A 26,215-nucleotide genomic window follows, 5' to 3' on the forward strand; every position below is an offset into this window, starting at 1 on the left:
CACTTCCCCCTCGTGGCGGCTTGTCCCCGGGGTGGGCTACCGACAAGCTCGCACGCGGGATTACACAGGTCAGAGGGGACCAAGATCTAAAATGGGCTGGAAACGTCTTGCCGCCGCGGCAGCGGTCTCGGGGTTCGTGCTCCTGACCGTCCCCGCGACGGCGACAGCGGTCGGCGTCAAGGGCATCGGCCACAACGCGACACAGGTCCAGCCCAACGCCACACCGGGCTCGGAGTGGCACGGGTCGTACGTGTGGCAGGACAAGCACGTCTGGTGCGTGCAGTACGCGCTGCCCGCGCCGGACAGCGCGGTCGGCTACCAGCCCGGCGACGAGCTGCTGACCAAGGCGGGCAAGAAGCTCGCGCCCGACGTCGCCGCCAACATCTCCTACCTGCTGCTGCGCTACTCGACGACGAAGTCGCCGGACGAGGCCGCCGCGCTCGCGCACCTGCTGCACAGCTGGACCGCGGTGCCCGACGGCCAGGTGCGGTTCGACACGACCGATCCGCGGTACCTCGCCTACAACGCCGAGTGGTACGCCGCGCGGCTGCCGCAGTCCGTCATGGACGCCGTGGCGCGCATGAGGGCCGACGCCGAGGCCAACCGCGGGCCGTGGAAGCTGACCGCGACCGCGCCGAAGGAGCCGCTCGTCATCGGCACCGAGTCGGCGTGGACGGTCGCGCTGCTCAAGCAGAACGGCAAGGGCGTCCCCAACGCGCCGATCGACTTCACGCTGACCGACGCGACGCTGGCCGACGGCAGCGTGAAGGGCAAGGTCACCACCGACGCCGGCGGCAGCCCGGTCGCGATCAAGATCGTGCCCACCGGCCCGAAGCCGGCCATCGCGGTCACCGCCGACTCGCCCGCCGACAAGCCGGTCGTGCACCAGCCGATCCAGACCGAGAACATGCAGCGCATCGTCACCACCGGCGGCGAGAAGAAGCTCAACGCGGCCGCGAACGGCCAGGCCAAGACCGCGCCCGGCGGCGTGAAGATCACGAAGATCGACTCGGAGACCAAGAAGTCGATCGCGGGCGTCGCGCTGCGCGTCACGGCCAAGGACCAGACGAGCCCCGCGGTCAAGCAGGACGACAGCCCGCTGGTCGGCACGGACGGCAAGCCGCTGGTGCTGCAGACCGGCGCCGACGGCACGGTCGAGGTGCCGGACCTGCGCACGCCGCAGGAGATCTGCCTGGTCGAGGTGGCCGCCCCGAAGGGCTACGAGGAGTTCTTCGACCCGAAGGCGCCGCCGGCCGCGTGCGGTTCGGTCGGGCCCGGCTCGACGCTCGCGCTCGAGCTCGTGAACAAGCCGAACACGCCGGTCGTGCCGAGCACGATCCCGGCCGGTACCGAGGGCAGCACGCCGATCGCGACCGCGTCGTTCGAGACGCAGCTGCGGCCGGGGCTGATGCTCGCGGTGGGTGGCCTGGTGCTGTTCGGTGCGGCGCTGGCAGGCTTGCTGGTGTGGCGCAGGCAGTGAGTTCCAGGGCTTTCCTGACCGGCGTGCTGGTGGCGGGAGCCGTCGTCACCAGCGTGCTGGTCACCACGTCCGAGACCGGCGTCCTCGCGGGACGCCCGGTCGCGGACGAGATCCCCGTGGTCGGGCCGGGGCCGGTCGCCGACAGCCTGAGCACGGGCCGCGGCGCCGACCTCACCGGGCTGATCGGCGGCGCGAACACGGACAACGCCAAGCCCGTCGAGGCCGCGCCGCAGCAGCAGCCCGCGCCACCGAAGGCGGGACCCGGTTCGGTGCGGCTGCCCTCCGGCGGGTCGGCCACGCTCGTGCGGCGCGAGGTGAAGGACGGCGTGCTGCCGGTGCCCGACGGCATCGGCGAGGCGACCTGGTGGGGCACCGAGCTGGGCGGGGCCGAGGGCGCCACGGTGCTGGCCGGGCACGTCGACTGGAAGGGCGCCAAGGGCCCCTTCGCCGAGCTGTGGCAGGCGCAGAACGGCCGTGAGGTCGTCATCGCCGACAGCGCGGGCAAGGAGTACCGGTTCCGGATCAGGCAGATCGAGACGGTCCGCAAGGAGGAGCTGCCCGCCCGTGCGGTCGAGTTCTTCGGCCCGCGTGGTCCGCACCGGCTCGTGCTGGTCACGTGCGGTGGTACCTGGATCGGTGGACAGCAGGGGTACGAGGCGAACCGCGTGGTGATCGCCGAGCCCGTTGCGTGACCAATCGGCTCCGCCGCGCAACCCGTTCGGGTGACCAGTCGTCTCCTAAGGTGTGAAGCGGTGGGGATGGTTGACCACGGGCGTGGCTCTGGCACTGGCACTCGTGCTGGTGATGACCCTCGGTCCGCACAAGGACGAGGGCCAGCCGGAGGCCGGGCCGTTGCCGATGGCACCCCGCCTGCCGGCGCCGAAGGACACCGGGCCGGCGCCGCGCGTGCCCGGCCCGACGCCGGAGCAGCTGCAGAAGCAGCCGTGGATGCACAAGCTGGCGACCGGTGAGAAGCCGCCGCAGTTCGTGCTGTTCTCCTTCGACGGCGCCGTGTCCAAGCAGCACTGGGACAAGGTCCTCCCGGTGGCCAGGCAGACGGGTGCGCACGTCACCGGCCTGCTGTCGGGCGTGTACATGCTCGCCGACCAGGACAAGATGCGGTACCAGCCGCCCGCGGGCCTCAAGCGCGGTGTGTCGGACATCGACTTCGGTGGCAGCAAGCAGGACATCGAGGCGCGGATCGGCTACCTCAACCAGGTCATCGCCGACGGCCACGAGATCGGCACGCACTACAACGGCCACTTCTGCTCCGGCGGCACCCAGCCGTCGGTGGACAAGTGGGACAACAACGCCTGGAACGCGGAGCTCGACCAGTTCCGCCAGATCGTCGACGGGGCCCGTGCCGCCGGGTTCAGGCTGGCCGCCGACGCCGTCCGGGGTGGACGGACGCCGTGCCTGGAGGGCAACTGGGACCAGGCGTTCCCGGCGATGGCGGCGCACGGGCTGGTCTACGACACCAGCCAGGTGGCGCTCGGCGTGCAGTGGCCGTCCGTCCAAAGGGGACTGTACGAGTTCCCCATGCCCGAGGTGCGCGTGCCCGCGCTGGGCAGGCAGGTCGTCATGATGGACTTCAACCTCTGGTACGCGCTCAACGGCGCGAAGGAGGAACCGGCGCGCGCGCCGGAGTTCAGCCAGATCGTCGTCGACACGTACCGGTCGGTGTACCGGGCGGCGTTGAACGGCAACCGGGCCCCGCTCGTGATCGGCAACCACTTCAACGAGTGGAACGGGTCGGCGTTCTCCACGGCGATGGAGCAGTTCCTCGGCGAGGTGTGCGGCAAGCCGGAGACGGTGTGCGCCACCTACACCGAGGTGATCCAGTGGATGCAGCTGCAGGACCCCGCGGTCCTCGACCAGCTCCGCAAGATGCCCGCCGCCCGCAACTGGACCTGATCCTCTTCCGTGTTCGCCGACCGCACGCGGGGAGCTTCCGCACGCTCCTGGCGTGCGGAAGGTCCCCGCGTGCGGCAGCGGGAGCACACGGACGGGTGAGGGTGAGAGGTCAGGCGTCGGTGGAGATGATGCGGTCGTCGGTGGAGCCGGGCTGGCCGTTGGCGTCCTGGTTGGACGTGCCGAGCCACAACGTGCCGTCCGGCGCGGGAGCGATCGAGCGCACCCGGCCGTAGGTGCCGCCGAACAACGCCTGCGGGGTGCCGAGCGTGGTGCCGTTGACCGGGATCTTCCAGACCCGGCGGCCGGTCACCGCGCCGACGTACAGCGCGTTCCTGTGGTAGGCGATGCCGGTCGGGCCCGCCTGGCTGTTGGGCCACGTGACGACGGGGTTCGTCATGCCCGCGGTGTTGCAGTTGCCCTCGCACGTCGGCCAGCCGTAGTTCTTTCCGGCCTCGATGCGGTTGACCTCGTCGGTGCGGTTGTTGCCGAACTCGGTGGCGTACGCGGTGGTGCCGACGAAGGTGATGCCCTGGACGTTGCGGTGGCCGATCGAGTAGACGACGCTGTCCGCGCGCGGGTTGCCGGTGGCCGGCCTGCCCGCGGTGTCGAAGCGGAGGACCTTGCCGCCCAGCGAGTTCCAGTTCTGCGCGTTGCCCGTGTTCTGGGCGTCGCCGGTGGTCGCCCACAGGAAGCCGTCCGGGCCGAGCTCCAGACCGCCGCCGTTGTGGTAGCGGTTCTTCGGGATGCCGGTGACGATCGGCTGCGGCGTGCCGCCCAGCACGAGCTTGGCGACCCGGTTGTCGGTCGCCGTCGAGTAGTAGATGAAGACCGAGTTGTCGGTCGAGAAGGTCTTCGACACGGCGAGGCCGAGCAGGCCGCCCTCACCACCGGTCAGCTGGGCCTCCTCCACCGTGTCCAGCACGGTCACGGTCGTGCCCGAGAGCTTCTTGATCTTGCGGGTGTCCCGTTCGGTGAAGATGCCGCTGCCGTCGGGCAGGAACTCGATGTCCCACGGGATGTCCAGCCCCGAGGCGAGTGTCCGTTCGGCCTGCGCGGAGGGGGCGTCCTGCGCGGCGGCCGGGATCACGCAGAGGGAAGCGGCGACGGCCGTGCAGGCTGCCGCTGCCGCGATACGACGAGCACGCATGTGTGCTCTCCTTCGGTCCGCTCGTGGATTCGGTCTGCGGCGGCGGCGTTGCAGGGCGTGTTTACCCAATCACAGCCCGCACAAACACACAACGATCATCGGATGTTTCGATACTTCACGGTCTCCCGGGAGTTTCGAAGCGGTGTTCAACAGGGGTTCAGTCCGATGACTTCAGGTAACTTTGTGTACCGTCTAGCGCGATCCACGCGGGAAGTCCTACGGTGAAGCTCGCCGCCGCGCCCCACGGAAAGCCGTGCGCGCCCGTCCAGGGCACGCCGAAGACCCGAGGAGTTGCGCATGAACGTTGCCGCTACCGCTACCGAGCAGAAGCTTCCCGAGGTCAAGCGCGAGTGGGTGAAGCCCGACTTCCGCGACTTCGAGACGCCGATGGAGGTCACCGCCTACGCAGCTCGCAGCTGACGTCGGGCACCGCGCCGGGACCCCGCTGCCACCGGGGGTCCCGGTCTCGCGCGTCCCCTGCCTTCCGAGGAGTCTGTGCTGATGAATGCCGTGTCCGCCGAGGAGTTCGTCGCCGAGCTCCGGGCGCTGGCCCCGCGGTACTGGGACACCCACCCGTTCCACCTGCGCATGCACGAGGGCGGCCTGAGCAAGCACGAGCTGCAGGCGTGGGCCGCGAACCGCTGGTACTACCAGCGCTGCATCGCGCAGAAGGACGCCGCGATCCTGTCCAACTGCCCGCTGCCGGACATCCGCCGCCAGTGGCGGGAGCGGATCGTCTGGCACGACGGCACGCAACCGGGCGAGGGCGGCGCCGAGAACTGGATCCGGCTGGCCGAGGCCGTCGGGCTGACCAGGGAGGAGGTGCTCGACGAGCGGCACGTGCTGCCCGGCACCAGGTTCGCCGTCGACGCCTACGTGAACTTCGCGCGCACCAGGCCGTGGGTGGAGGCGGTCGCGTCCGGACTGACCGAGATGTTCTCCGGAGCGTTGATGCGCAAGCGCTTGGCGGCGTTGCGGGAGCGGTACCCGTGGATCGCCGAGGAGGGCTTCGCCTACTTCACCCACCGCATCCAGGCGGTCGCCGGCGAGGGACGGGCCACCCTGGACATCGTGGTCGAGCACTCGGTGACCCGCGAGCAGCAGCTCGCCGCGGTGGCCGCGCTGTCGTTCAAGTGCGACGTGCTGCGGGCCGTGCTGGACGCCGTCGACTACTACTCCGGCAGGGGCCGGCCGTGACCGCCGCCGTCGCGCTCGACGCCGTGCCGCGCATCCGGCGCGGTGTGAAGTGCACCTACGACCAGACCCGCTCCGCGCACGTCGTGCTGTTCCCGGAGGGTGTGCTGGTGCTGAACGAGACCGCCGCGTCGGTCGTGGCGCTGTGCGACGGCGTCCGGTCGGTGGGCGACATCGCGCTGGCGCTGGCCGACGAGTACACCGGCGTCGAGCCCGCGGACGTGGCGGCGCTGGTGGCACGGCTGGTGGGACGAAGGGTGGTCGACGTCGATGGCTGAGGCTCCGTTCGGCCTGCTCGCCGAGCTCACGCACCGGTGCCCGTTGCAGTGCGGCTACTGCTCGAACCCGCTCGAACTGGTGCGCAAGAACGCCGAGCTGTCCACTGACGACTGGCGGCGCGTCTTCGACCAGGCGCGGTCGCTGGGCTGCCTGCAGATCCACCTGTCCGGCGGGGAACCGCTGCTGCGCCAGGACCTGACCGAGCTGGTGGCGCACGCGAACAGCCTCGGCTGCTACGTCAACCTGGTCACCTCGGGCGTGGGGCTGTCGCGCGACCGGCTGCACGACCTCGCGGCCCGCGGTGTCGACCACGTGCAGCTGTCCCTGCAGGACGCGACCCGTGCCGGCAACGACCGGATCGCGGGCATCAAGGCATTCGACCGGAAGGTGGAGGCGGCGGCGCACGTCCGTGCCGAGGGCCTGCCGCTGACCGTGAACACCGTGCTGCACCGGCAGAACCTCGACAACGTCGCCGGGATCATCGCGCTGGCCGAGGAGATGGGCGCCGAACGGCTGGAGCTCGCCAACACCCAGTACTACGGCTGGGCGTTGCGCAACCGGGCGGTGCTGCTGCCGACCCGCGAGCAGCTGGCTGTGGCCGATCCCATCGTCTCCGCCGCCCGGGAACGGCTGCGCGGGCGGATGGAGATCGTCTACGTCATCGCGGACTACCACGAGGCGCACCCGAAGCCGTGCATGTACGGGTGGGGTGCGCGGCAGCTGACCGTGGCACCCGACGGCTCGGTGCTGCCCTGCCCCGCCGCCACGGTGATCTCGTCGCTGCGGATCGAGAACGTGCGCGACTCGTCGTTGCACGACATCTGGCACCACTCCCCCTCCTTCACCGCGTTCCGCGGCTTCGACTGGATGCGCGACCCGTGCCGGTCGTGCCCGCGCAAGGAGGTCGACTTCGGCGGGTGCCGCTGCCAGGCGTTCCAGCTGACCGGTGACGCCGCCGCGACCGACCCGGTGTGCTCGCTGTCGCCACAACGATCCACTGTGGACCTGATCCTGGCGGCCGAGATGGCACCGGCCGAGGTGCCGGCGATGGCCATGAGGAAGATGACGTGAAGGCGGTGCTGCTCGGCACGACGGCCGGTGGTGGTTTCCCGCAGTGGAACTGCGCCTGCGCGTTGTGCGTCCGCGCGCGGTCCGGCGAGCTGGTGGCGCGCTCGCAGGACTGCCTGGCGATCACCGGCGACGGCACCGGCTGGTGGCTGGTCAACGCCTCACCGGACATCCGCACCCAGATCGCCGGCTGCGCCCTGCTGAACCCCGGTCCGGGGCCGCGGGAGACGCCGTTGCGCGGCGCGTTGTTCACCGACGCGGAGCTCGACCACACGCTGGGGCTGCTGACGTTGCGCGGCGGTGCGGGCCTGACGGTGTGGGCGCCGGGGACGGTGCTGCACGCGCTGAAGGACCAGTTCGACGTGCGCACGGTGATCGATGGCTACGCGCCTGTTGCCTGGCGCGAGGCCGGGCCCGATCCGTTCGAGCTCGACGGCCTGCGGGTGACGGCGATCCCGATCAGCGGCAAGCGACCGAAGTACGCGCGTTCCTCCACAGTGGACGGGAACTGGGTGGTGGCGTACCGGTTCGAGGACCTGGTCTCCGGTGGGGTGCTGGTCTACGCGCCGTGCCTGGCGTCGTGGCCGGAAGGCTTCGACGACGTGGTGGCCGGTGCTCAGTGCGTGTTGCTGGACGGCACGTTCCACGCGGCCTCGGAGATGGGCTCGGCGACCGGCAGCGCGTCCGGGCAGGCGGCGATGGGCCACCTGCCGATCTGCGCGAGCCTGCCGGAGCTGCGCCGCTTTCCACGGGTCCGCCGGATCTACACCCACCTCAACAACACCAACCCGGTGCTCGACCCGGCGTCACCGGAGGCGGCGGAGCTGCGCGCGGCCGGTGTCGAGGTGCCGCCCGACGGCACGGTCATCGAGCTCTGAGTAGGCCAGAATCAGCGGATGTCCTTCGTGATCGGTGGGCGTCCGCTGGCCGAGCGGATCGTCGCGGAGCTGCCGTCGTTCGTGGCGCTGGTGCTCGCGAAGATCACCGACCAGGTGCCCGGCTACCGGCAGCTGCCGGCCGAGGAACTCTCCGGCGACATCGCGCGCGTGATCGAGTCGACCCTGCGGGGGTTCGCCGAGGTGCTGCGCAGCCGTGAGCTGCCGGCACCGGAACAGCTGCGGTTCCTGCGCGAGTCGGCGGCCAGGCGGGCGGAGGAGGGCGTGCCCGTCGACGTCGTGCTGACGGCGTACCACGTGGGCATCCAGGTCGTCTGGGACGTGCTCGTGCCGGAGGCGCGGCCGGAGGAGGTCGGCGAGGTGCTGGCGCTCAACGCGCTGGCCATGCGCTACCTCCAGGTCGTGACACCGGTCGTGAGCGCGGGCTACCTCGACGAGCGGCAGACGATGTTCGACGACGAGCGGTCGGCGCGGCACACGGTGCTGACCGGCCTGCTCGACGGCTCACGGGTCGCGGACGGCCCGGTGGTCGTGCTGGCCGTGCACGCGCCACCGCACCCGGACGAGCTGACCGACGGGGTGGACGCGGCCATCGCCGGGCGGCGCAAGCTGCGGCGGCTGCGGACCGAGCTGGAACGGCACAGCCGCGAGCCCGTGCTGTCGTCGCTCACGCCCGCGGGCGGCCTGGCGCTGGTGCCCGGCGACGACACCCGGCTGGAGCAGGTGGTGGCGGACGTGACGCGCGCGGCGGGGGTGCCGTTGACCGTGGCGGCGGTCGCGGCCCCTCCTACCGGGGTCGCGGCCGCCGCCCGGCTCGCGCGCGAGGTCCTGGACGTCGCCGTGCGGTCGGGTCCAGGCCTGTACCGGCTCGCGGACGTGCTGCTGGAGTACCAGCTGTCCCGGCCGAGCGCGGCACTCGAACCGCTCGCGGCGGTCGTGGCGCCGTTGTCCGGCGAGCTGGTGCAGACCCTGGAGGTCTACCTGCGCCGCGGGTCGCGCCGGCCCGCCGCCACCGAGCTGCACGTGCACCCGAACACCGTGGACTACCGGCTGCGGCGGGTGGCCGAGCTGACCGGCCTCGACCCCACCCGCATCGAGCACGTCACGCTGCTGGCGGCTGCCCTGGCCGCGCGGCGCGCGCGACCGTAGCGCCGAACGCGGCCATGCCGGCGGCGTTGGGGTGCAGCGGCGCCGCGACCGTCGTCGGCACCAGGCCCTCCAGGTAGCGGTCGGCGGGCGCGGCGCAGATGTCGTGGCCGGCGGTCACCGCGGCGAAGTCCACGTAGGTCGCGCCGCGCTTGCCCGCCTCGGACCGCGCGGTGGCGCTGACCCGGTTCAGCACGCTCTGCAGGTAGTCGGCGTCACGGCCCCACACCGGCTGCAGCGGGTAGCAGCCACCCGGCCTGATGTACGTGCCGTAACCGCTGACCAGCACCTTCGCGTTCGGCGATCGGCGCTTGACCTCGTCCAGGGCGGCACCGAGCTCGGGCGCCCACGCGTCGACGGCCGCGGCGAGCCGGTCGGTGCCACCGGCGGTGTAGCGGTCCCTGCACGAGATGCCGATCGGTTCGGGCAGCAGGTTGATGCAGCTCAACGCGGTCTGGAACAGGCCGACGTCGTTGGCGCCGATGGTCAGCGAGACCAGGTCGGTCGTCGGCTTCAGCGCGTCGAACTGGGGTGCCACGACACCGAACTGGCGGCCGGTGAGGTCGTCGGTCTTGGCGCCGGAGCAGGTGACGTCGGTGAGCCGTGCGCCGAGCAGCTCCGCCGCCACCCGCGGGTAGTCGCGGTCCGAGCGCAGGCACCACAGCGCCGGGTCCTGGTCAGGGACCAGCGGACCGGCCGCCGCCGAGTCGCCCAGTGCCACGTAGTCGAGGGTGTCCGCCTGGGCGGTGGTTGTTCCGGCGACCAAACCCGCCACCAGAGCCAACCCGGCCACGATCCGCATCCCGTACCTCCACGTCGTCGTCAGGTCAGCTCATCGTGGTGGCTCAGGTCACCGGCGCGGGTGGGACGGTGCCCAGAGTCCGCCGGTCGGGTTTGTGACCGATCACAATGGGCGGGTGACTCCCGGGGAACTGCTCGCGCTCGCCGAACAGGCCTGCGCCGATGCCGCGAAGCTGTTGCACGAGCTGCCGGTCGACGTGGCCGCGAAGGGCGCGTTCGACCAGGTCAGCAGCGCCGACCTGGCGGTCGAGGCGTTCCTGCGGCGTGCGCTCGACGTGCCCGGCTCCGCCGTCGTCGGCGAGGAGCTGGGGGCGGAGAAGGCGCGGATCACCTGGTACGTCGACCCGATCGACGGCACCCGCAACTTCGTCCGCGGGCTGCCGCTCGCGTGCATCTCGGTGGCTGCGGCGGTGGACGGCGAGCTCGTGGCGGGGTGCGTGCTGGACCCGTTCCGCGACGAGCTCTTCACGGCCGCCGTCGGCGTGCCGTTCACCGTCCGGTCGGCCGGGCTGGTGATCCCTCCGGGCCGGAGCCCGCGGCCCGTGGTGCTGACCGACATCCCGTTGCCGGGCAGCCAGTACCGCGGTGAGATGGCACTGCTGACCGAACTGCTGGACCGTGCGGACGTGCGGCGCGTCTACGTGACGGCGCTGTCGCTGGCCTGGGTCGCGGCGGGACGGGCGGACGCGGCGGCGAACCTGGGCATCCACCCGTGGGACGTGGCGGCCGGTGCGGTGCTGGTGCGCGCGGCCGGCGGGACGTTCACCCACATCGGCGGGAACGCGCTGGGAGCACCGGGTTTCGTGGCCGGTCGCGGTGAGATCGTCGACTGGCTCGGCGAACGACTGGAGGGCATCGTCTCGTGATCGACCTCAGCGGCCGGGTCGTCCTGGTCACCGGCGCGGGCGGTACCATCGGGGCCGGCATCGCCCGCCGCTTCACCGACGCCGGCGCGCTCGTCGTGGCACACAACGGCAGCACGGACGGCGACCTGCGGTTCGAGGCACGGCGCGTGGCCGAGGACGCCTTCCGCGCGCACGGCCGCCTCGACGCGGTGGTCAACAGCGCCGGAGTGCAGCCCGTGGAACCGTTGCCCGGCATGGCCGTCGAGTCCTGGCAGTCCGTTGTGGACATCAACCTCACGAGTGCCTTCGCCGTCACCCAGGCCGCGGCCGAGTTCCTCCCGGACGGCGGCTCGGTCACCCACATCGCGTCGATCGAGGGCCGCAACCCGGCGCCCGGCCACGCCCACTACAGCGCCTCGAAAGCCGCGTTGATCATGCACGCGCGAGCCGCAGCACTGGAGTACGGCCCGCGCCTGCGCGTCAACACCGTCTCCCCCGGCCTGATCACCCGCCCCGGCATCGAGGAGCAGTGGCCCGACGGCGTGCGGCGCTGGCACGACGCCGCCCCGCTGCACCGCCTCGGCACACCGGAGGACGTCGGCAACGCGTGCGTGTTCCTGGCCAGCGACCTGGCCGCGTGGATCACCGGCCACGACCTGGTCGTCGACGGCGGCGTCACGGCCCGCCCGACCTGGTAGCGCACCGGGCCGGGCGGGCCGCACGTCAGCTCGTTCAAGACCGGACGACATGCGGGTACAAGTCGCCCTCAAGGCCGGCTGCTCGACCCGGCTTCCGGATCGAGCAGCCGACATCACTAGAGCAGCGAGCTCTGCGTTATTTCCGATGAACGCGCCCGTGCACGTAGCGGGCAACAGCCAGCCAGGCCAGTGCCATGGGGGCAGCTACAGCCGCGACAGTGACCAGCAGGTCCCCGATCCCGGACAGCTGCCACCTTCCATTGACCAGAGCCAGCCAGCTCAGTGCTCCACCCGTCAGCACCGCCGAGAACGCCGCGGCCGTGAACGTCACCCAGGTCTGCGGCGAGAGCAACGCGATCTTGCCACTCCTCCCGCGGTACTTGCGGATTCCCGATGACGCAGCCTTCCGTCCGGCGAGAAGACCGGCCGAGCCCGCGAGTCCCCAGACCAGGGCTGTTGCGATCACGCCGCTGACACCGAGCAGTTCGACTGATCGCGCGATCGTGACCGCTGCGGCCCCGAAAGCGAGCACACTGGCGACCGCGGCGTTGACCGTCACCGCGACGGCACAGCGCATACCGCGCCATGGAAAGGGCGAAGAGGGAGAGTTCCTGCTGGCGGAACCGCCGTCGAGGGCTGGGGTTGGTACCATTGCGATGTCCTTACCTTCACTGAGCTGGTGATATTTGGGCAACTGATGACTCCCGGCGTTGCCGCGCCGGGAGCCATCGCTTTGCTTCTGCCGCCTGCGTGACGGCCTGCTTCTGGGCAAGTTGCCCCTTCCAGTCGAAGTCGAACGGACCGGCAGCCATCCACCAGTCACCATGCTGTGATCATGCACAGGAGCTGGTCCGCCACATCAGGGAAATCGGCTCTGAGAGCTTGTGACAGTGCCACAACTTCTTTGAGGGAGCGAATGCGAGGTACGAGCATGACGAGATTCTGCCCGAGCTCCACTTGCGCGAGAGCATAGAAGTGCTTCACACACAAAGCAAGCCCTTCAGGAGAAAAACGGTACACGGCCGATTCAAGAACAGCCAAAGCACCCTGAAGATCTCCGGCGGCCATCAGACGCACCGCTGTGATCGCCGCCTCATGTTCTTCCCCTGCTTCGTTCGGCCGACCAGAACCGGCGGGGACCGGCAATGGAGTTGCTTTGCCCCCGACCGCAACCCGTACAGCTTCGCCCTCTTGCTCGAAAGCACGAACTCGCAGGCCAAGACCTGCATTCCGGCGACCATCCGCCGCTTCAGCACTGTTGCGCAGATCGAGCAACTCATCGAGCAGGCAAGGCAGGTCCCAGCGACCGGCAGCGGCAACGATGACCTCGTAGTACGCGCGGACGAATCCTTCCCCAGGCACGTCCTTACCGGAGTAGTACCTGGACAGCGAAGACGGGGACAGGCCGACGTATCCGACTGCCGCCAACCTGGCGATGACGTCATGCGCCACTGGCGGCCTTGGCACACATCCGCGCAGTTCACGCAGCTTTTGAGCAAACTTCTGCCTCGGCACGGGCAGTCCGCAAGCGATCTTCGCACGCAGATCACTTCGCGACATCTCCACCTCCTCCAGTACGCACGCGGCCACACACAGGCACATGAATGGTCATCACAACCTAGGTACCCACACATGACCTTGTAAAGCATCCTGCCACCAGGCAGAAGAAGGTCAATAAAACAAGCGATAGAAGATCACAAAGTGATAACTTAACTCCTCTCAGTTGCGCGTTAGCTAACGCAAACGTTGCGCGATGAACGCGCAACACCGGTCTCTGTTGCGCGTTCGACAAAGATCCGCTAGCGCAATGCTTGCCGAGTAGCCTCTGTGTAACATCTGCAGGGCTACCACTGATGAAGAAGAGCACCCACGATGCAGATATAGCGGTAATCAAACTTTCACACCGAGGAGGAATATCGTGACCGCGATGCCCTCATGGAGAGACACCAGTTACGGGAGCATGATTCGCGGAGCTCTCTGGCTGGAGCAAGAGGTCGGCCTTGGCGGCATTTTCACCAAGACCGACCTGCGCACCGCTTTTCCCGAGGTAGCGCAGATCGACCGCCGGTTGCGTGATTTGCGTGATCACGGCTGGCAGATCGACACCAACCGCGAAGACCCGTTGCTCCGTCAAGAAGAGCAACGCTACGTTCAGCGGGGGGCCGAGGTGTGGATCCCCGGCCAGGCCAAGACAAAGCCCAAGGCCGCTCTCACCACCGCCCAGCGCAGCAAGGTGCTCCATGACGACGGACACCTCTGCCGGTCCTGCGGCATCGCTCCGGGTGATTCGTACGACGACGGAACGACGGCGCAGATCGACATCGCGCGCCGTACAGTCGTGTTGCCCGACGGCGCGCAGGAGGTACAGCTGATCGCCGAATGCAACCGCTGCCGTGTGGGCGGGCGCAATCGCGTCGAAGACGTTGGAGCCGTGTTGAGCCGGCTGGCGATGCTGGGACCCCTGGAGTTGAGGATCTTCGCTGGCTGGGTTGAAGCTGATAAACGCAAGCTCAGCGGTCTGGAAGAGCTGTGGGGCGCCTACCGTGCTCTGCCGGCGGACGCACGAAGAGCAATCCGCCAAGCTGTGCGGGCGGATGAAGGGTCGGAGGTACGAGGTTGATGCACGAGTTCCCCACTCCTCCGGGAGCAGCGGAGTTCAGTGAACTGGTCAAGAAGCGGCTGGCCGAGGTCAAGGAAGCCGGCGGCACGCGTGAGACCGTGACTGTCGACTGGCACGGTCAGCCGCTCCATGTCGAGGTGATCGACGTACCGCTGCGCGAGTTGTACTTCAACCCCGTTACGCACAGGGTCCGGGCTCAGCGTTCGTACAACCCAGTGCTCGATGCCGCACTGGACACTGAACCGTTCAGCACGGCGAGCCAGGACTACCTACGGCATCTTCTTCAAGCTGAACCGAGCGATCCCAACCGGCGGGACACGGAGTTCGACAAGCTTCGTGAGAGCCTCAGGGACTTCGGGCAGAACGAACCGGGTCTGATCACGCACCACGGCGTTCTCGTCAACGGCAACACGCGCGCAGCGGCGTTGCGCGAGATCGGCGCGCAGACGATGCGTGTCGGTGTGCTGCCGGAGTCGTTCAAAGGCCCCGACATCATCGCTGTCGAGCTTTCCCTCCAGTTGCGTCCCGACAACCGGCGTGACTACAGCTACATCAACAGGTTGCTGGCGATGGAGGAGCAGGCCGAACTCGGCCGTGCCCCGGAGGTCATCGCCAAAGAGTTCAGGATCCGAGTTGCGACGTACGAGCAGGAGCGCTGGATCCTTGGTGTCATCAGGGACCAGATCAACCGCAGCAAGAGCGACGGCTCACCTGCCGCGCTCCGACTGATCGACTTCGAGGATCAGCAAGAGAAGCTGAAGGAGCTCCACCGAGCGTACAACGCCGTGTACTCCAGCGATCCGGACCAGGCTGAGGCCCTGAAGGAGATGCGGCTCGCAGCCATCAATCTCGGATTTGCGAAGACGGCAGTCCGGACTATCGAGAACGCGACCACCTTCAGGAACGACTACCTCGACCATCGCCTCCCCAAGGACTTGGTCCCGGTTGTCGTGGCCGGCGAGTCGATCCCGGTTCCTGGACTCGGCGTGAGCGTGTCAGCCACGATCCCCGCAGTAGCAGCCGCCCGAGCGCTGAACGACCAAGTGCTCAAAGCAAAAGCTGCCGCTCGAGCAGTCAGTGAAGGCGTAGACACCACTGAAGCAGTCGCCACGTTCAACCGGATCAAGGAGGCGTTTGACGGGGCGATCGACGTGGCCGACCGGCAAAACAGGTTGAAGAAGCGCAGGCAGCTTGCATCCGAACGCCTGGCCGAAGCGTCCATGGACATCGATCAGTGCGTGACCGACTTCGTCCAGGCTCGCGCCTCCCGGTCATTGGACGAAGACGCCTTCGACGACGCGCTGTTGAAGCTACGAACCAGTCTTCGCAAGCTTGCTCAACAGGTTGGGCGCGGGATCCAGAACCCCGGTGAAGGTGTCGCGTGGCTTCATGACGCTGCTGCCGCAGAAGGAACGAAATGAGCAGTAGCGGAACAGCCGAGCCCTCACTGCAACTCGACTTCAACGAGACCCGCACCAAGGTGACCATGCGAGCGGTGCAGGAACACCGTGGTGACCTGGTGCATCTCGCAACACGGTTCCGCACCGGCACACAGCTCGGCCCACTGACAGCGGTAGTCGACCTGGACGATCTCCTCGCACAGTTGAATCTGCTGTCGACCTGGCCACGGCAAGACAGCGTGCAGTGGTCGGAGGAGCTGGCTGAGCTCGTCCGTGGGAACGTCGAAGACGCCAACGCGGTGAAGAGCCAGCTGAGTGCTCCTGAAGTTGGAACGGCAGTTCGACCGGAGGACGTGCCATCGCTGCTCGGTGACGACTGGGTTGCTGATCTGCGCGACTTCCAGATGCGTGACATCGCAAAACTTCTCTCGCTGCGACATGGCGCAAACTTCAGTGTCCCCGGCGCCGGGAAGACTCGCGTTGCCCTCGCGATCTACGCCGCCCAGCGCGCTGCGGGAACCGCGAAGCGCCTGCTCGTCGTGTGCCCGAAGTCGGCCTACGAATCGTGGCAGTTCGAGACCGGGGTCTGCTTCCGGTATCCCTTGCGCACACAGATCCTCGAGCGCGATCTCGACCAGTTCGCCGAGGTCCTAGTCATCAACTACGAACGTCTCGACCGTTCGCTTGGCGTGCTCGCGACGTGGCTGAAAGCCAAACCTTCAATGGTCATCCTCGACGAAGCACACCGCATGAAGCTCGGCGTCCGCGGTACCTATGGCGCAGCCTGCATGGCACTTGGTCCACTCGCTCGACGGCGGCTCATCCTCACCGGTACACCAGCCCCGAACGGGGTCAAAGACCTCGAAAGCCTGATGGGCTTCGCATGGCCTGGATACGGGCAACGAACCGTTGCTTCAGCGATGGCAGGCGGCGATCTCTCTCACGCGAGCAGGGTGCTGAGACCTCTTTTTGCGCGTACCACCAAACTGGAACTTGGCCTGCCACCTATGGAGTCACGGCTGCGTCTCGTCGACATGCCGCCGTTACACGCGCGGATCTACGACTCCTTGGTGGGCAAGGCAGCCGCTCACTCAGAACGAGACGACCTTGCCTCGCTGGGGAAGACGGCGCTCAGATTGCTGATGGCCGCGACCAGTCCCGCTTTGCTGCTCGAAGGGAAGTCCCGATACGAACCACTGGAGTACCAGCTCCCTCCACTTGAGATACCCGAGAGCGACTCGCTTTACACGCTGATGCAACAGCTTCCTCGGTACGAGTTGTCGCCCAAGTACAAAGAAACTGCCGCCATCGTTGCCGACAACGCCAAACGCGGCCGCAAGACTCTGGTGTGGACAACATTCGTACGCAGTCTCACAACGCTGCACAATCTTCTCGCTCCTTTCCAGCCTGCGATCGTCTACGGCGGTACAGCCGATCGTGGTGAAGAGCTGCGCAGGTTCCAGGACGATCCTGACTGCTTCGTTCTGGTGTCGAACCCTGCCACCCTCGGCGAAGGCATCAGCTTGCACCATGTCTGCCATGACGCCATTTACGTCGACCGAGACTTCGTCGCAGGGCGATTTCTGCAAAGCCTTGACCGTATCCACCGTTTGGGCCTTGCGCCGGAGGCCGAGACTCGAGTGACCGTGCTCGCCGCACGCGGCACGATCGACGAGGTCGTCGAGCTGCGCCTAGGGCAAAAGCTCGAGTTCATGGGGAAGATTCTCGACGACCCGACCGTGCAACAACTGTCTGATCTGGAAGAAGAGCCTGCGGTAGCCGGAGGTCTGGAGGTGAGCGACGTTCAAGCGCTGCTCTCCCACGTATCGGCTATATCGCCGAAGTGACAGCTCGGCGCGTCCGCGCCGAGCTGTCAACTGATTTTGGACTTGTTCAGGCTGAAGAGGTCATGGCGGACATGGTCAGCCTGCCCGACGAACCCCTTAAATCCGCTGATCTTGAACGCCGCCACACCGCTCTTGCTGGTACGGATCTCAACGTTGAAGTCCTTGCTCAGCAGGGAGATCCGGTGCTCGAGGTCGTACGCCTCCAGCTCGGTGCCGATCGCCCTGGAGATCTGCGCTGCGGTGAGAAAGTCCCCTGCGGTATGCAACGCCCGATAGATGGGATCGTGCTGGGCGTCGACATCGCGGCCGCTGGGTTCGCCTTCCTTGAGCAGAGCTGACTTGATCGCGAGGCCCACGGCTTTCGCCACAGGCGGCGGGAAGGCGTTTCCGACCTGGCGATACCTAGAGGTCTTCAAACCGGTGAATTGCCATTCGCCATGCTGCCAGCCTTGCAACAGCTGCACCATCTCCGTAGTCAGCTTCGGCCCAGGAGCATTGCCGAAGTCTGCTCCTGGCCCAGGCGGCTCATTCGCGATACCCATCGCGTCGACGCCGAGCTGTGCCCACGCCCTCTTCGCTCGAGTCGGACCCAGGTCAGCGCCACCGTGCTTCTTCGACCCGCCAACAACCGTAGGAGCGATGTCGTTGGCCTTCGCTGCCCAGTCGTCAGCACCTTCCCAGCCGCGGGCCGCCATGAGGTCCCGCAAGGCTTCCCCCACTGTCAACGCCTTGCCCTGCGGTTCGGGCCAGTGAAAATATGGTGCGAACTCCTCCTGCAACGCCACCAGGACGAACCGTGGGCGCAGCTGTGGAACACCGAAGTCAGAAGCCTGGAGCAACCGCCACTCGGGGACGTACTTCATCTCGATGAGCGTGTCGAGGATGTGCTGCCGGTAGCCGGCAAACCTCGGCATGCTCAGCCCGCGCACGTTCTCGAGCAGCAGCGCACGAGGCTTCAACGTCTGACACTGCTGCACAGCCCAGGCAAAGAGGTCTCGTTCGTCTTCGGCGCCGAGCTGTTTGCCCGCAACGCTGAAGGGCGGGCACGGCACACCGCCAGCCAGGAGGTCGAACCCCGCAGGAAGCGCAATGCCAGCGTCGTGTGCTGCCGCCCACACCTCAGGAGCTGCGACATCGCCCGTTATCACACCGTCGACGATCTTGACATCCGTTGACTCTGACTGGGACTTCCGGCTTCCACGCTTCGGCTGGACGGGCTCTGCTGCTGACTTCTCGATCGTGCCGTGGCGGGCACGCAGGTTCAGACGGAGCGTGTCAGCCGCGGTTGGATCCAGTTCAATCGCAAGTTCATGCTCGAAGCCTGCCTGCATGAGCCCGAGGGCCTGCCCACCTGCGCCGGCGCAGATCTCGACAACCTTCAACGGCTTCCCGGCCTCGGGGGCGTTCACAGGCCCTCCTTTCGTTTGTTCGCGCCGCATATGGACGACAAGACTGGGGTATCTTCCGGCACCAGCAGCACCGGTACAAGTCGACCTGCTAGACGGGATGATCGTGCCCGAAGAAGACCGCAAAGCACGGCGTGAGCGTGCTCACGCCCAAGGCACCTACCCTGCGCCGCTCAACGAGGGACGATCGCGGAACATGCAGGCGAACCGGCGTTCCGGGACCAAGCCCGAGGTCGCGTTGCGAAGCGCGTTGCACCGGCGCGGGCTGCGCTACCGGAAAGATCATCTGCTCCGGTTCGACGACGGCGTCAAGGTCCGGCCTGACATCGTCTTCACCGCGCGGAGGATCGCCGTGTTCGTCGACGGCTGCTTCTGGCACGTTTGCCCGGAACACGGAAGACAGCCCACCACCAACGACTGGTACTGGACGCCGAAGCTCAGGCGCAACATCGAACGCGACCGACGAGCCGACGAGACTCTGACCGCAGCGGGATGGGCGGTGATCCGCATCTGGGAGCACGAGACCCTTGACACCGCAGTTGAGCGAGTCGCAACCGCTGTCGAACACGGGTTCGAATCTAACTCATTCGACCAGAAAACGCACTAGGAGCTGTTTGGGGTTCGGATCTAGGTTGAGCCCGGTGGTGTGCTGGTGGGACTGGTAGAACACGGATGTGGGCGTTTTGATCTTACCGATGCAGAGTGGGCGCTGATCGAGCCACATATGCCGGTAGCGGCCACGGGTCCGTTGCCGTGGCGGGTGCGGGACCAGTTCAACGGGATCCTGTGGCGGTTTCGCACCGGACCAGGCTGGCGTGACGTCCCCGAGCGGTACGGGCCTTGGTCCACCGTCACTCCCGGTTCAACGCCTGGGCGAAGGCGGGAGTGTTCCAGGCGCTGATGGACGCGCTGATCGCCGAGGCCGCGTCCCGCGGCCAGGTCGGGCTGGAACTGGTCAGCGTGGATTCCACGATCGTGCGAGCGCACCACGAATCGGCCGGCCTGGCGATCGCCGGGGAGACCCTCGACGCCTTGGAGCAGGCGCTGACCGAGGAAAAGGGACTCCGTTGCCCACCCAGCAACAGGTGCTGCGGGTGATCAGCCGTATGCCGCGCCGGGTCAGGAAGGCACGGGCACGTCTGCCGATCAGGACCGTGCCGCTCTCCGGCGCCGCCGCAGGGCGCGGGCGGCGGCGGCTGGGCTCGGCCGGTCCCGAGGCGGGCTGAGCAGCAAGATCCACGCCGCTGTCGACGCGGGTAGGCTGCCGCTGGCGTTCGTGCTCACGCCCGGCCAGGCCGCGGACTGCCCGCAGTTCCAGGTTGTGCTGAACCGGGTTCGGGTTCGCGGTCCGGTCGGTCGGCCCCGGACTCGTCCGGGCGCGGTGGCTGCGGACAAGGCGTACTCCTCCAAGGCCAACCGGGCATATCTGCGGCGCCGCCGGATCACCGCTGTGATTCCGGAGAAGACCGACCAGCAGGCCAGCCGGAAGAAGAAGGGCTCCGCCGGAGGCCGACCGGTCTCGTTCGAACCCGCGCGCTACAAGCGGCGGGTCTCGTTCGAACCCGCGCGCTACAAGCGGCGCAACACCGTCGAACGCTGCTTCCAGAAGATCAAGACATGGCGTGGCCTGGCCACCCGCTTTGACAAGTCACCAGAAAACCTACGAGGCCGGATTACGTCTGCGCGCAGCGATCATGTGGCTGACAACCCTGACCTCAACCACATGATCGAAACCTCAAACGGCTCCTAGTACACACCGGCCTGTACCTGCCTCTCAGCCAAGTTAACAGATTCCCAAGGGACGTGTTCTAACCACTTAGCGCTGAATGCAGAGCCGTTGCACCCGCCTCAGCATCGCGTCGCCGTTGGCGCCGAAGCCCGTTGCTATCGCTTCACAGTGCCGTCCAGTGGCCGCACGTCAGCCGGCCTGCACCACCACGTCCACCCAGTAGTTCGTCGCGTCGAAGCTCGACACGGGGAACGACCCGGCCGGGCCGTAGGTGAAGACGCCGTTGCCGCCCGCGTTCGCGCTCGACGGCGCCGACAACGGGCCGACGACCCGGTCGGCGGCGAAGTAGCCGTTCGTCACCGAGTAGCGCACCGGCGCGTGGTAGGCGGCGATGTAGGTGGTGTTGGGCGACAACGGCACCGGGCTCGCGAAGGTCACCGTCTGCCAGCCGCTCGCCGTCTCGCCGCTGAACGTGGCCGTCGCGAGCAGCTGCTGCGTGGCGGCGTTCCACAGGTGCGCGACGTGCGTGCCGGTGTTCAGGGAACCCTTGTAGAACCGGATTCCCGTGGCGCTGGCGGTCGCCGACGTGGTGCGGAACTTGACGCCCAGCTCCACCGGCCCGGCGTCGGTGGAGTTCACGACCGCGGGCACGTCGGACGCGGCGAACAACGAGACCGGTGCCGGCGGCTGGGCCGGCACGGCGGCGACGACGTCGACGAAGTAGTTGGTCGAGGCGAACGACGACACCGGGAAGGCACCGGCGGCGCCATAGGTGAAAACGCCGTTGCCGCCGACGTTTCCGCTCGCCGGTGCGACGAGCTGACCCGCGACCCGCGCGGTCGCGAGGCCGTTCTCGGTCACCGAGTACTTCGTGGTCGTGTGGTAGGAGACGACGTAGAGCTGGTTCTGGGTCAGCGGCACCGGCGCCGGGAAGGTCGCGCTCTGCCAGCCGCTCGCGGTCTCGCCGGTGAAGGTCGCGGTGGCCAGCAACGCGCCGGTGCCGGCGTTCCACAGCCGGCCGGTGTGCGGGCCGGTGTTGAGGGAACCCTTGTAGAACTTCACGCCCGTCGCGTTCGCGCCCTGCACGGTGCACTGGAACTTCATGCCGAGCTCGACCGGCCCGTTGTCGTGGGAGTCCGTGACGGCGGGGACGTCGCCCGCGGTGAACAGCGACTGCGTGACCATCGCGGCACCGACGGTCAGGCTGACCGTCGTCGACGCCTGCAGGAACCCGTTGGTGATCGTGTACTGGAAGCTGGCGGCCCCGGAGAAACCGCTGACAGGACTGAAGGTCACGGTCTGCGTGCCCGCGTTGAAGCTCACCGTGCCGTTGGTCGCCGAACCCACCGACACCATCGAGACCGGGTAGCCGTTGGGGTCGGAGTCGTTGGCCAGCAACGTGGCCGCGGGGATGGTGAGCGCGGTGCCGACCGGCGTGGTGAAGCCGCTGTTGCCGACGGCGTTGGGCGGCAGGGTGCCCGCACCGCCGGAGCGCGCGAACACCACGTCGACCCAGTAGTTGGACTTGAGGAACGTCTCGGTGGGCATGGTCCCGCCCGTGCCGTAGCGGAAGACACCGGCCTCGGCGGGTGCGGTGATCGCGCCGCACGTGCGCGGCACGTGGAAGTAGTTGTAGTCGGCGTTGGAGTACCGGGCCGAGTGCACGCTGACGGTGTAGGTCTCGCCGGGGGTGAGCGCGACCGGTGCGATGCCCACCTGCTGCCAGCCGCTCGCCGTCTCCCCGGTGAACTCCACCGCGGCGAGCCTGACGCCGCTCGCGTTGTAGAGCCGGCCGGTGTGCGTGCCGAGGTTGTACGGGTTCTTGTAGAACCGCAGCGCGGTGACGGAACCCGGCGTGTTGACGGAGAACCGCATGCCGAGCTCGACCGGGTTCTCGTCGTCGGTCCGCAACGTGAACGGCACGTCCGTCGGCTGGAAGAGCCGCACCGACGCGGCGGGCGTGACGGTGACCGTGCGCGCCGGGCCGTTCTCGACGTTGAGGCTGTCGTCGACCGCCCGCGCCCTGATCGTGTACGTGCCGGGCAGCTGCGGCCACCAGCTGATCGACCAGTTCGTGGTGCCCGTGGCGGCCCGCCAGGTCTGGCCGTTGTCCGTGGAGACCTCGACGGTGGCGACGATGCCGCCGGCGTCGCTCGCGGTGCCGCTGATCGTCACCTGCGCCTGCTGCGTGAACGTCGCGCCGTTCGCCGGTGCCGTGATCACCGTGACCGGCGCCGCGGTGTCGGTCGTGGCCGTCGCGGGCGTCAGGTTGCCCTGCAACGTCTCCGGCTGCACACCCATGTCCGCGAACAGGTTCACCGTCGCCTGCTGGGCGTCGCGGTCCTCGGGCACGGCGGGCATGTTCGGGTCGGAACTCGTGTAGTCGTGCACCGTGTCGAGCGCGAACGACCAGAACACCGTGCCCGCACCGAAGACCAGCGCACCGCTGGGCGCCTTGTACAGCGTCAGGTGGTGCGTGGCGTTGCCGTCCGCGGTCGTGCGCCCGTAGTCGATCAGGTACTTCTGCGGGATGAACCGGTCCGTGCGCGAGAGCTTGACCAGCGTCGGTGGCCGGAACCGGGTGTCCGGCGACTCGTCCCACTCGTAGCCCAGCACGCCGTCCTCGATGTAGCCGGTCTGCCCGGCGGGCAGCGCGGCCATCCCGGTGTTGCGCCAGAACCGCAGCTTCCCGTACGCCGCGGGCACCTCGATGCGGTCGGCCTGGTGCGAGTCGACGGAGAAGATCGTGCCCGTCAGCCGGTTCTCCGGCCGGCCCCCGTTGGACGGCGGCGAGAACGCCGGGTCACGCCAGGTGCCCGTCCACTCCGGACTCGGGTCGACCTTCGCGACGTTGCGGGTGTCCTTGTAGCAGACCAGGGTCCGGTTCGGCGTGCCGCCGACGTCCGGCTCCCAGCGCACCTTCCAGTAGACCTCGTTGCCGCTGAAGAAGCACAGGTGCACCCCCGCGTCCCTGGCCGCCTCGACGTGCGCGCGCTGCTCCCCCGACCAGTACTCGTCGTGCCCGACCGAGAGGTAGACGTGGTGGTCGGTGAGCGCGTAGTTGCCCGGCCCGACGTCCACACCGGTCACGTACGCGACGTCGTACCCGTTGCGCTCCAACCACCTGATCATCGCGTACTCGGCGCTGAGCACGAAGTCCTGCGGCCCGGCGTACGTGCCCCCGTCGGTCAGCCGCGTGCTGTACGGCCGGTTGTAGCTGACCTTGAACGCCCGCCCCTCCGGCCGCCCCGAGGCCGGGTCGCCGCCGTAGAGGTTCGCGCCTCCCCAGCCGTTGTAGGCGTGCCACGTGGTGTCCGAGGTCTGGAACACCATGTCGCGCCGCGCCCCGTCGTCGCGCACCACGAACGGGATGTGGCACGCCCCCGGCGTCCCGTCCTGGCGCACCAGCTTCGCGAGGAACACGCCGGACACCGTGGTCGCCGGCACCGCCCACGACGCGGTCACCGACCAGTTCGACGCGTCCCACAGCCCGGTGCTCGCATCGCGGAACGCCGCGGGCTGCACCGACGCCGCACCGCGCTGGATGGTGTGCACCTTCCGCGCGCCCGCTCCCCCGTAGAAGCCGAGCCGGTAGATGTCGATCCGGTAGTTCGCGGAGCTGGTGTGGATCTTGAAGTCGATCGTCTGGCCACTGTTGACGCTGAGCTTCGTCGTGAAACCCGCGAGGTTGGGGTCGGCGGGCCCGCTGATGCCGTCCCACTCGGTCTTCGGGCTGCCCGGCAGCTGGTTCTCGGTCACGATCAGGTTCGGCATCTCCCACGCCCCCTCTTGCGTTCGGAGAAGTGCTCGTGACCTGGATGTACGGCTCCCCTATGGGGTTGTTACGGCCTGTGAGGGGCAGCCACCCGAATGCCGTAACGGGGGCTGAAAGGTTTGCCAAAAGGCTTGCGTCCGGACGGATTTGGTGACGCAGAGCACGCACGGATGACCTGCGGAACGATGGCGCACGCAGGCGCACAAGATCGCCTGCGGCGCCGGAAACCATTGGCGGCCAATGGGTGTCACCGACAGTGACAAGATCAACTGGCTGCACCGGCTGCGCTGCTCAGCACCATGTTCCACCGGGTGAAGCGCATGGTGCCCCCGACGGGATTCGAACCCGTACTGTGATCCTTTTAAGGGACCTGCCTCTACCGATTGGGCTACGGGGGCGACGGGGAGCCTAGGGCTTGATCGTCGGCTTGTGTGAGCGGATGGTCGTTTCTCGCCCGAGCGGCCCAGTGAATTGGACTAGAGCGAGCATCCGGCTAAGCATCGAACGGACCCGAACATCAGCGCGTCCTCCCCGCTCCGAGCAGCTCCTTGAAGCGCAGCGCCACCCAGTCGTGGACGGCGGCGGAGACGGAGTTGTCGCCGGCGCGGTGTTCGAACCAGCGCCAGTCGCAGTTGACGTTGATCTCCAGGAACACGTGGTCGCGGCCGGTGACGAGGAGGTCGAAGGCGGCGACCTGGACGCGCCAGTGCCTGGCCAGTGCGAGCAGGCGGTCCGACAGGGACGTGGGCACCGAGGTCGGGGTGACGCGCACGGCGTCCGGGTCCACCCAGAGCTGGGCGGGGTCGAGCTTGTCGACCTGGTAGGCGATGCAGCGTTCGCCGATCACGAAGACGCGCAGCTCGGTGTCGGAGGGGACGTACTCCTGGACGATCACCGGGGCGGGTTCGGGGGCATCGGAGGCGCGGGAGGTCTCCAGGGGGCGCGGGAACAGGCCGTGCTGGACGCCGGGGCGGGGTTCCAGCAGGTGGCGGCCCGCGGTCTTCACGATGCAGTGGCCGCCGCCGGGACGGGTGCGGCCGGGGCGTGTCGTCACGGCGGTGCGGGGGACGCGCAGGCCGAACGCGGAGGCGTCGGAGAGCTGCGTGAGGCGGTCCAGGTGCGTCGAGAAGCGCGACGGGTTCACGTGGGCCCAGTCCGAGCGGGAGGACAGCCAGTTGGCCACTGAGGCCCACTGGTCGACCGCGTAGGCGCCGGCGAGGGTGCCGGGCTCGACGGGGACCGCGGAGAGCTCGAAGTGGCGGCGCCAGACCAGCAGGGGGCGCAGCAGCCAGCGGTCGAGCTCGACGAGGGGCTGGTCGGTGTAGACGGAGAGCGGGAGGTCGACGCAGCGGTCGGCGTCGATGCGGGCCATCCGGATGCCGCGCTCGGCCAGTGCGATGGAGAGCTCGTTCATCTCCATGTCGGCGGCGCGGGCGAGCACCAGCACGCAGGGCTGGGGGTTGCCGTCGCCCTCGTCGACCATGCCGAGGCGGTGGACCTGTTCCTGGAAGTCCAGGCACTTGGGCGGTGAGCGGAAGAGGTAGTCCTGGCCCTGCAGCAGCAGCGGCCTGGCAGCCTCGGACGGGGCACCGGGCACCCGTCCGTCAGCCGACCTGCTCAATCGTCCTTCTTGCTGCGGAAACTCTTCCCCGCCTGCGCGTACTCTGCGGCGTACTGCGCCAACGCGGGGTCCTCGATCTCGCCACGACGAAGCTGTGCGGCCAGCTCCTCGAGAGACATCGGGATCACCTCTCTCCCCACACGGGCGCACCACGCATTCAGGTGATGCACCAGCCGTAGTCTCAGGTTCACGTAACGCAATGTCAAGGCAAGTGTCGGCGCATTACTCCTATTGGGCGCTTAAGTTCCGCCCATGGGCCAGAAGAGTGCCCCGGACGAGGGATCGTCCGGGGCATCTTCACACTCACAGCTAGCGATGGTGGGCCGATCGGGTCAGCCGCACTTCGCTG

The 26,215-nt window shown here is 68.1% G+C and carries 23 protein-coding genes, 1 tRNA gene and 1 pseudogene; 16 read left to right on the top strand and 9 right to left on the bottom strand.

The window, feature by feature from the left end:
* The first annotated feature begins 91 nt into the window (after positions 1-91).
* The 3 genes from ADL03_RS43355 (at position 92) to ADL03_RS43365 (ending at position 3,394) form a co-directional block, all read left to right on the top strand.
* A complete protein-coding gene (locus ADL03_RS43355) occupies positions 92-1,480 on the top strand; it encodes a collagen binding domain-containing protein (RefSeq protein ID WP_053739490.1) in 1,389 nt (462 codons plus the stop codon).
* Complete coding sequence (locus ADL03_RS43360) at positions 1,477-2,172, top strand: class F sortase (RefSeq protein ID WP_053739491.1); 696 nt, start codon at positions 1,477-1,479, stop codon at positions 2,170-2,172. Before ADL03_RS43355 ends, ADL03_RS43360 begins: the two co-directional genes overlap by 4 nt.
* 82 nt (positions 2,173-2,254) lie before the next feature.
* Positions 2,255-3,394 (top strand): polysaccharide deacetylase, encoded by a 1,140-nt coding sequence (locus ADL03_RS43365; RefSeq protein WP_197289160.1) that lies wholly within the window; start codon positions 2,255-2,257, stop codon positions 3,392-3,394.
* A 109-nt stretch (positions 3,395-3,503) separates the two neighbouring features.
* On the opposite strand, the gene ADL03_RS43370 is transcribed toward ADL03_RS43365, so the two are convergent.
* Positions 3,504-4,541, bottom strand: a complete 1,038-nt coding sequence (locus tag ADL03_RS43370; RefSeq protein WP_053739493.1) for a sorbosone dehydrogenase family protein — start codon at positions 4,539-4,541, stop codon at positions 3,504-3,506.
* Positions 4,542-4,838: 297 nt separating this feature from the next.
* On the opposite strand from ADL03_RS43370, the gene pqqA reads away from it, so the two are divergent.
* The 6 genes from pqqA (at position 4,839) to ADL03_RS43395 (ending at position 9,127) form a co-directional block, all read left to right on the top strand.
* Positions 4,839-4,961: a pyrroloquinoline quinone precursor peptide PqqA gene (gene pqqA / locus ADL03_RS44905; protein ID WP_063798906.1), complete on the top strand. Its 123-nt coding sequence runs from the start codon at positions 4,839-4,841 to the stop codon at positions 4,959-4,961.
* An 81-nt stretch (positions 4,962-5,042) separates the two neighbouring features.
* A complete protein-coding gene (gene pqqC, locus ADL03_RS43375; protein WP_082374055.1) occupies positions 5,043-5,738 on the top strand; it encodes a pyrroloquinoline-quinone synthase PqqC in 696 nt (231 codons plus the stop codon).
* The gene (pqqD, locus tag ADL03_RS43380; protein ID WP_053739495.1) at positions 5,735-6,013 is read left to right on the top strand and encodes a pyrroloquinoline quinone biosynthesis peptide chaperone PqqD; all 279 of its coding nucleotides are present in this window, start codon (positions 5,735-5,737) and stop codon (positions 6,011-6,013) included. Before pqqC ends, pqqD begins: the two co-directional genes overlap by 4 nt.
* Positions 6,006-7,085, top strand: a complete 1,080-nt coding sequence (gene pqqE / locus ADL03_RS43385; RefSeq protein WP_053739496.1) for a pyrroloquinoline quinone biosynthesis protein PqqE — start codon at positions 6,006-6,008, stop codon at positions 7,083-7,085. Before pqqD ends, pqqE begins: the two co-directional genes overlap by 8 nt.
* Positions 7,082-7,960, top strand: a complete 879-nt coding sequence (gene pqqB / locus ADL03_RS43390; protein WP_053739497.1) for a pyrroloquinoline quinone biosynthesis protein PqqB — start codon at positions 7,082-7,084, stop codon at positions 7,958-7,960. Before pqqE ends, pqqB begins: the two co-directional genes overlap by 4 nt.
* 18 nt (positions 7,961-7,978) lie before the next feature.
* Complete coding sequence (locus tag ADL03_RS43395) at positions 7,979-9,127, top strand: CdaR family transcriptional regulator (protein ID WP_053739498.1); 1,149 nt, start codon at positions 7,979-7,981, stop codon at positions 9,125-9,127.
* Here ADL03_RS43395 and ADL03_RS43400 read toward each other — a convergent pair.
* Positions 9,081-9,926 (bottom strand): SGNH/GDSL hydrolase family protein, encoded by an 846-nt coding sequence (locus ADL03_RS43400; RefSeq protein ID WP_082374040.1) that lies wholly within the window; start codon positions 9,924-9,926, stop codon positions 9,081-9,083. The genes ADL03_RS43395 and ADL03_RS43400 overlap by 47 nt on opposite strands.
* 115 nt (positions 9,927-10,041) lie before the next feature.
* On the opposite strand from ADL03_RS43400, the gene ADL03_RS43405 reads away from it, so the two are divergent.
* Both ADL03_RS43405 and ADL03_RS43410 read left to right on the top strand, forming a co-directional pair.
* The gene (locus ADL03_RS43405; protein ID WP_053739499.1) at positions 10,042-10,791 is read left to right on the top strand and encodes an inositol monophosphatase; all 750 of its coding nucleotides are present in this window, start codon (positions 10,042-10,044) and stop codon (positions 10,789-10,791) included.
* Positions 10,788-11,468, top strand: coding sequence for an SDR family NAD(P)-dependent oxidoreductase (locus ADL03_RS43410; RefSeq protein WP_053739500.1), 681 nt, complete (start codon positions 10,788-10,790; stop codon positions 11,466-11,468). Before ADL03_RS43405 ends, ADL03_RS43410 begins: the two co-directional genes overlap by 4 nt.
* 136 nt (positions 11,469-11,604) lie before the next feature.
* Here the strand turns inward: ADL03_RS43410 and ADL03_RS43415 are convergent, their stop codons facing one another.
* Both ADL03_RS43415 and ADL03_RS47885 read right to left on the bottom strand, forming a co-directional pair.
* Complete coding sequence (locus ADL03_RS43415) at positions 11,605-12,027, bottom strand: hypothetical protein (protein ID WP_157529775.1); 423 nt, start codon at positions 12,025-12,027, stop codon at positions 11,605-11,607.
* Positions 12,028-12,287: 260 nt separating this feature from the next.
* Positions 12,288-13,028, bottom strand: coding sequence for a hypothetical protein (locus ADL03_RS47885; RefSeq protein WP_157529776.1), 741 nt, complete (start codon positions 13,026-13,028; stop codon positions 12,288-12,290).
* A 367-nt stretch (positions 13,029-13,395) separates the two neighbouring features.
* Here ADL03_RS47885 and ADL03_RS43425 point away from each other — a divergent pair, with 367 nt between their 5' ends.
* From ADL03_RS43425 to ADL03_RS43435, 3 genes are read left to right on the top strand one after another with little or no spacing between them, the layout of a single operon-like run.
* Positions 13,396-14,088, top strand: a complete 693-nt coding sequence (locus ADL03_RS43425) for a hypothetical protein (protein ID WP_231642856.1) — start codon at positions 13,396-13,398, stop codon at positions 14,086-14,088.
* On the top strand, positions 14,088-15,509 hold the full coding sequence (locus tag ADL03_RS43430) for a hypothetical protein (RefSeq protein WP_053739503.1): 1,422 nt from the start codon (positions 14,088-14,090) through the stop codon (positions 15,507-15,509). The genes ADL03_RS43425 and ADL03_RS43430 overlap by 1 nt, the downstream gene beginning before the upstream one ends.
* On the top strand, positions 15,506-17,335 hold the full coding sequence (locus ADL03_RS43435) for a DEAD/DEAH box helicase (RefSeq protein WP_053739504.1): 1,830 nt from the start codon (positions 15,506-15,508) through the stop codon (positions 17,333-17,335). Before ADL03_RS43430 ends, ADL03_RS43435 begins: the two co-directional genes overlap by 4 nt.
* 26 nt (positions 17,336-17,361) lie before the next feature.
* Here the strand turns inward: ADL03_RS43435 and ADL03_RS43440 are convergent, their stop codons facing one another.
* Entirely contained in the window at positions 17,362-18,744 is a 1,383-nt protein-coding gene (locus ADL03_RS43440) for a DNA cytosine methyltransferase (protein ID WP_369809097.1), read from the bottom strand.
* 97 nt (positions 18,745-18,841) lie between these two features.
* Between ADL03_RS43440 and ADL03_RS43445 the strand changes: the two genes are divergently transcribed.
* Both ADL03_RS43445 and ADL03_RS46375 read left to right on the top strand, forming a co-directional pair.
* Complete coding sequence (locus tag ADL03_RS43445; RefSeq protein ID WP_053739506.1) at positions 18,842-19,348, top strand: very short patch repair endonuclease; 507 nt, start codon at positions 18,842-18,844, stop codon at positions 19,346-19,348.
* 117 nt (positions 19,349-19,465) lie between these two features.
* Positions 19,466-20,468: pseudogene (locus tag ADL03_RS46375) on the top strand (IS5 family transposase).
* Between the two features lie 191 nt (positions 20,469-20,659).
* On the opposite strand, the gene ADL03_RS43460 reads toward ADL03_RS46375, so the two are convergent.
* The 4 genes from ADL03_RS43460 to ADL03_RS50370 all read right to left on the bottom strand — a co-directional run bounded on the left by ADL03_RS43460 (position 20,660) and on the right by ADL03_RS50370 (position 25,985).
* Positions 20,660-24,244, bottom strand: a complete 3,585-nt coding sequence (locus ADL03_RS43460) for a DUF4082 domain-containing protein (RefSeq protein ID WP_053739507.1) — start codon at positions 24,242-24,244, stop codon at positions 20,660-20,662.
* Between the two features lie 322 nt (positions 24,245-24,566).
* Positions 24,567-24,643 (bottom strand) — tRNA-Leu (locus ADL03_RS43465).
* 119 nt (positions 24,644-24,762) lie between these two features.
* Positions 24,763-25,866 carry a RimK family alpha-L-glutamate ligase gene (locus ADL03_RS43470; RefSeq protein WP_082374043.1) on the bottom strand — a complete coding sequence of 368 codons (1,104 nt, stop codon included), beginning with the start codon at positions 25,864-25,866 and terminating at the stop codon, positions 24,763-24,765.
* The gene (locus tag ADL03_RS50370) at positions 25,863-25,985 is read right to left on the bottom strand and encodes a hypothetical protein (protein WP_255353474.1); all 123 of its coding nucleotides are present in this window, start codon (positions 25,983-25,985) and stop codon (positions 25,863-25,865) included. The genes ADL03_RS43470 and ADL03_RS50370 overlap by 4 nt, the downstream gene beginning before the upstream one ends.
* Between the last annotated feature and the right edge of the window lie 230 nt (positions 25,986-26,215).

The organism is Nocardia sp. NRRL S-836, from assembly GCF_001279525.1.
Lineage (GTDB): Bacteria > Actinomycetota > Actinomycetes > Mycobacteriales > Pseudonocardiaceae > Lentzea.

Excerpts from the sequence above, each read along its gene's own strand:
- ADL03_RS43430 (WP_053739503.1), top strand. The coding sequence starts at position 14,088 with ATGCACGAGTTCCCCACTCCTCCGGGAGCAGCGGAGTTCAGTGAACTG.
- pqqE (WP_053739496.1), top strand. The coding sequence starts at position 6,006 with ATGGCTGAGGCTCCGTTCGGCCTGCTCGCCGAGCTCACGCACCGGTGC.
- ADL03_RS43395 (WP_053739498.1), top strand. The coding sequence starts at position 7,979 with ATGTCCTTCGTGATCGGTGGGCGTCCGCTGGCCGAGCGGATCGTCGCG.
- ADL03_RS47885 (WP_157529776.1), bottom strand. The coding sequence starts at position 13,028 with ATGTCGCGAAGTGATCTGCGTGCGAAGATCGCTTGCGGACTGCCCGTG.
- pqqC (WP_082374055.1), top strand. The coding sequence starts at position 5,043 with ATGAATGCCGTGTCCGCCGAGGAGTTCGTCGCCGAGCTCCGGGCGCTG.
- ADL03_RS43425 (WP_231642856.1), top strand. The coding sequence starts at position 13,396 with ATGCCCTCATGGAGAGACACCAGTTACGGGAGCATGATTCGCGGAGCT.
- ADL03_RS50370 (WP_255353474.1), bottom strand. The coding sequence starts at position 25,985 with ATGTCTCTCGAGGAGCTGGCCGCACAGCTTCGTCGTGGCGAGATCGAG.
- ADL03_RS43400 (WP_082374040.1), bottom strand. The coding sequence starts at position 9,926 with ATGCGGATCGTGGCCGGGTTGGCTCTGGTGGCGGGTTTGGTCGCCGGA.
- pqqA (WP_063798906.1), top strand. The coding sequence starts at position 4,839 with ATGAACGTTGCCGCTACCGCTACCGAGCAGAAGCTTCCCGAGGTCAAG.
- ADL03_RS43445 (WP_053739506.1), top strand. The coding sequence starts at position 18,842 with ATGATCGTGCCCGAAGAAGACCGCAAAGCACGGCGTGAGCGTGCTCAC.
- ADL03_RS43370 (WP_053739493.1), bottom strand. The coding sequence starts at position 4,541 with ATGCGTGCTCGTCGTATCGCGGCAGCGGCAGCCTGCACGGCCGTCGCC.
- ADL03_RS43435 (WP_053739504.1), top strand. The coding sequence starts at position 15,506 with ATGAGCAGTAGCGGAACAGCCGAGCCCTCACTGCAACTCGACTTCAAC.
- ADL03_RS43355 (WP_053739490.1), top strand. The coding sequence starts at position 92 with ATGGGCTGGAAACGTCTTGCCGCCGCGGCAGCGGTCTCGGGGTTCGTG.
- ADL03_RS43460 (WP_053739507.1), bottom strand. The coding sequence starts at position 24,244 with ATGCCGAACCTGATCGTGACCGAGAACCAGCTGCCGGGCAGCCCGAAG.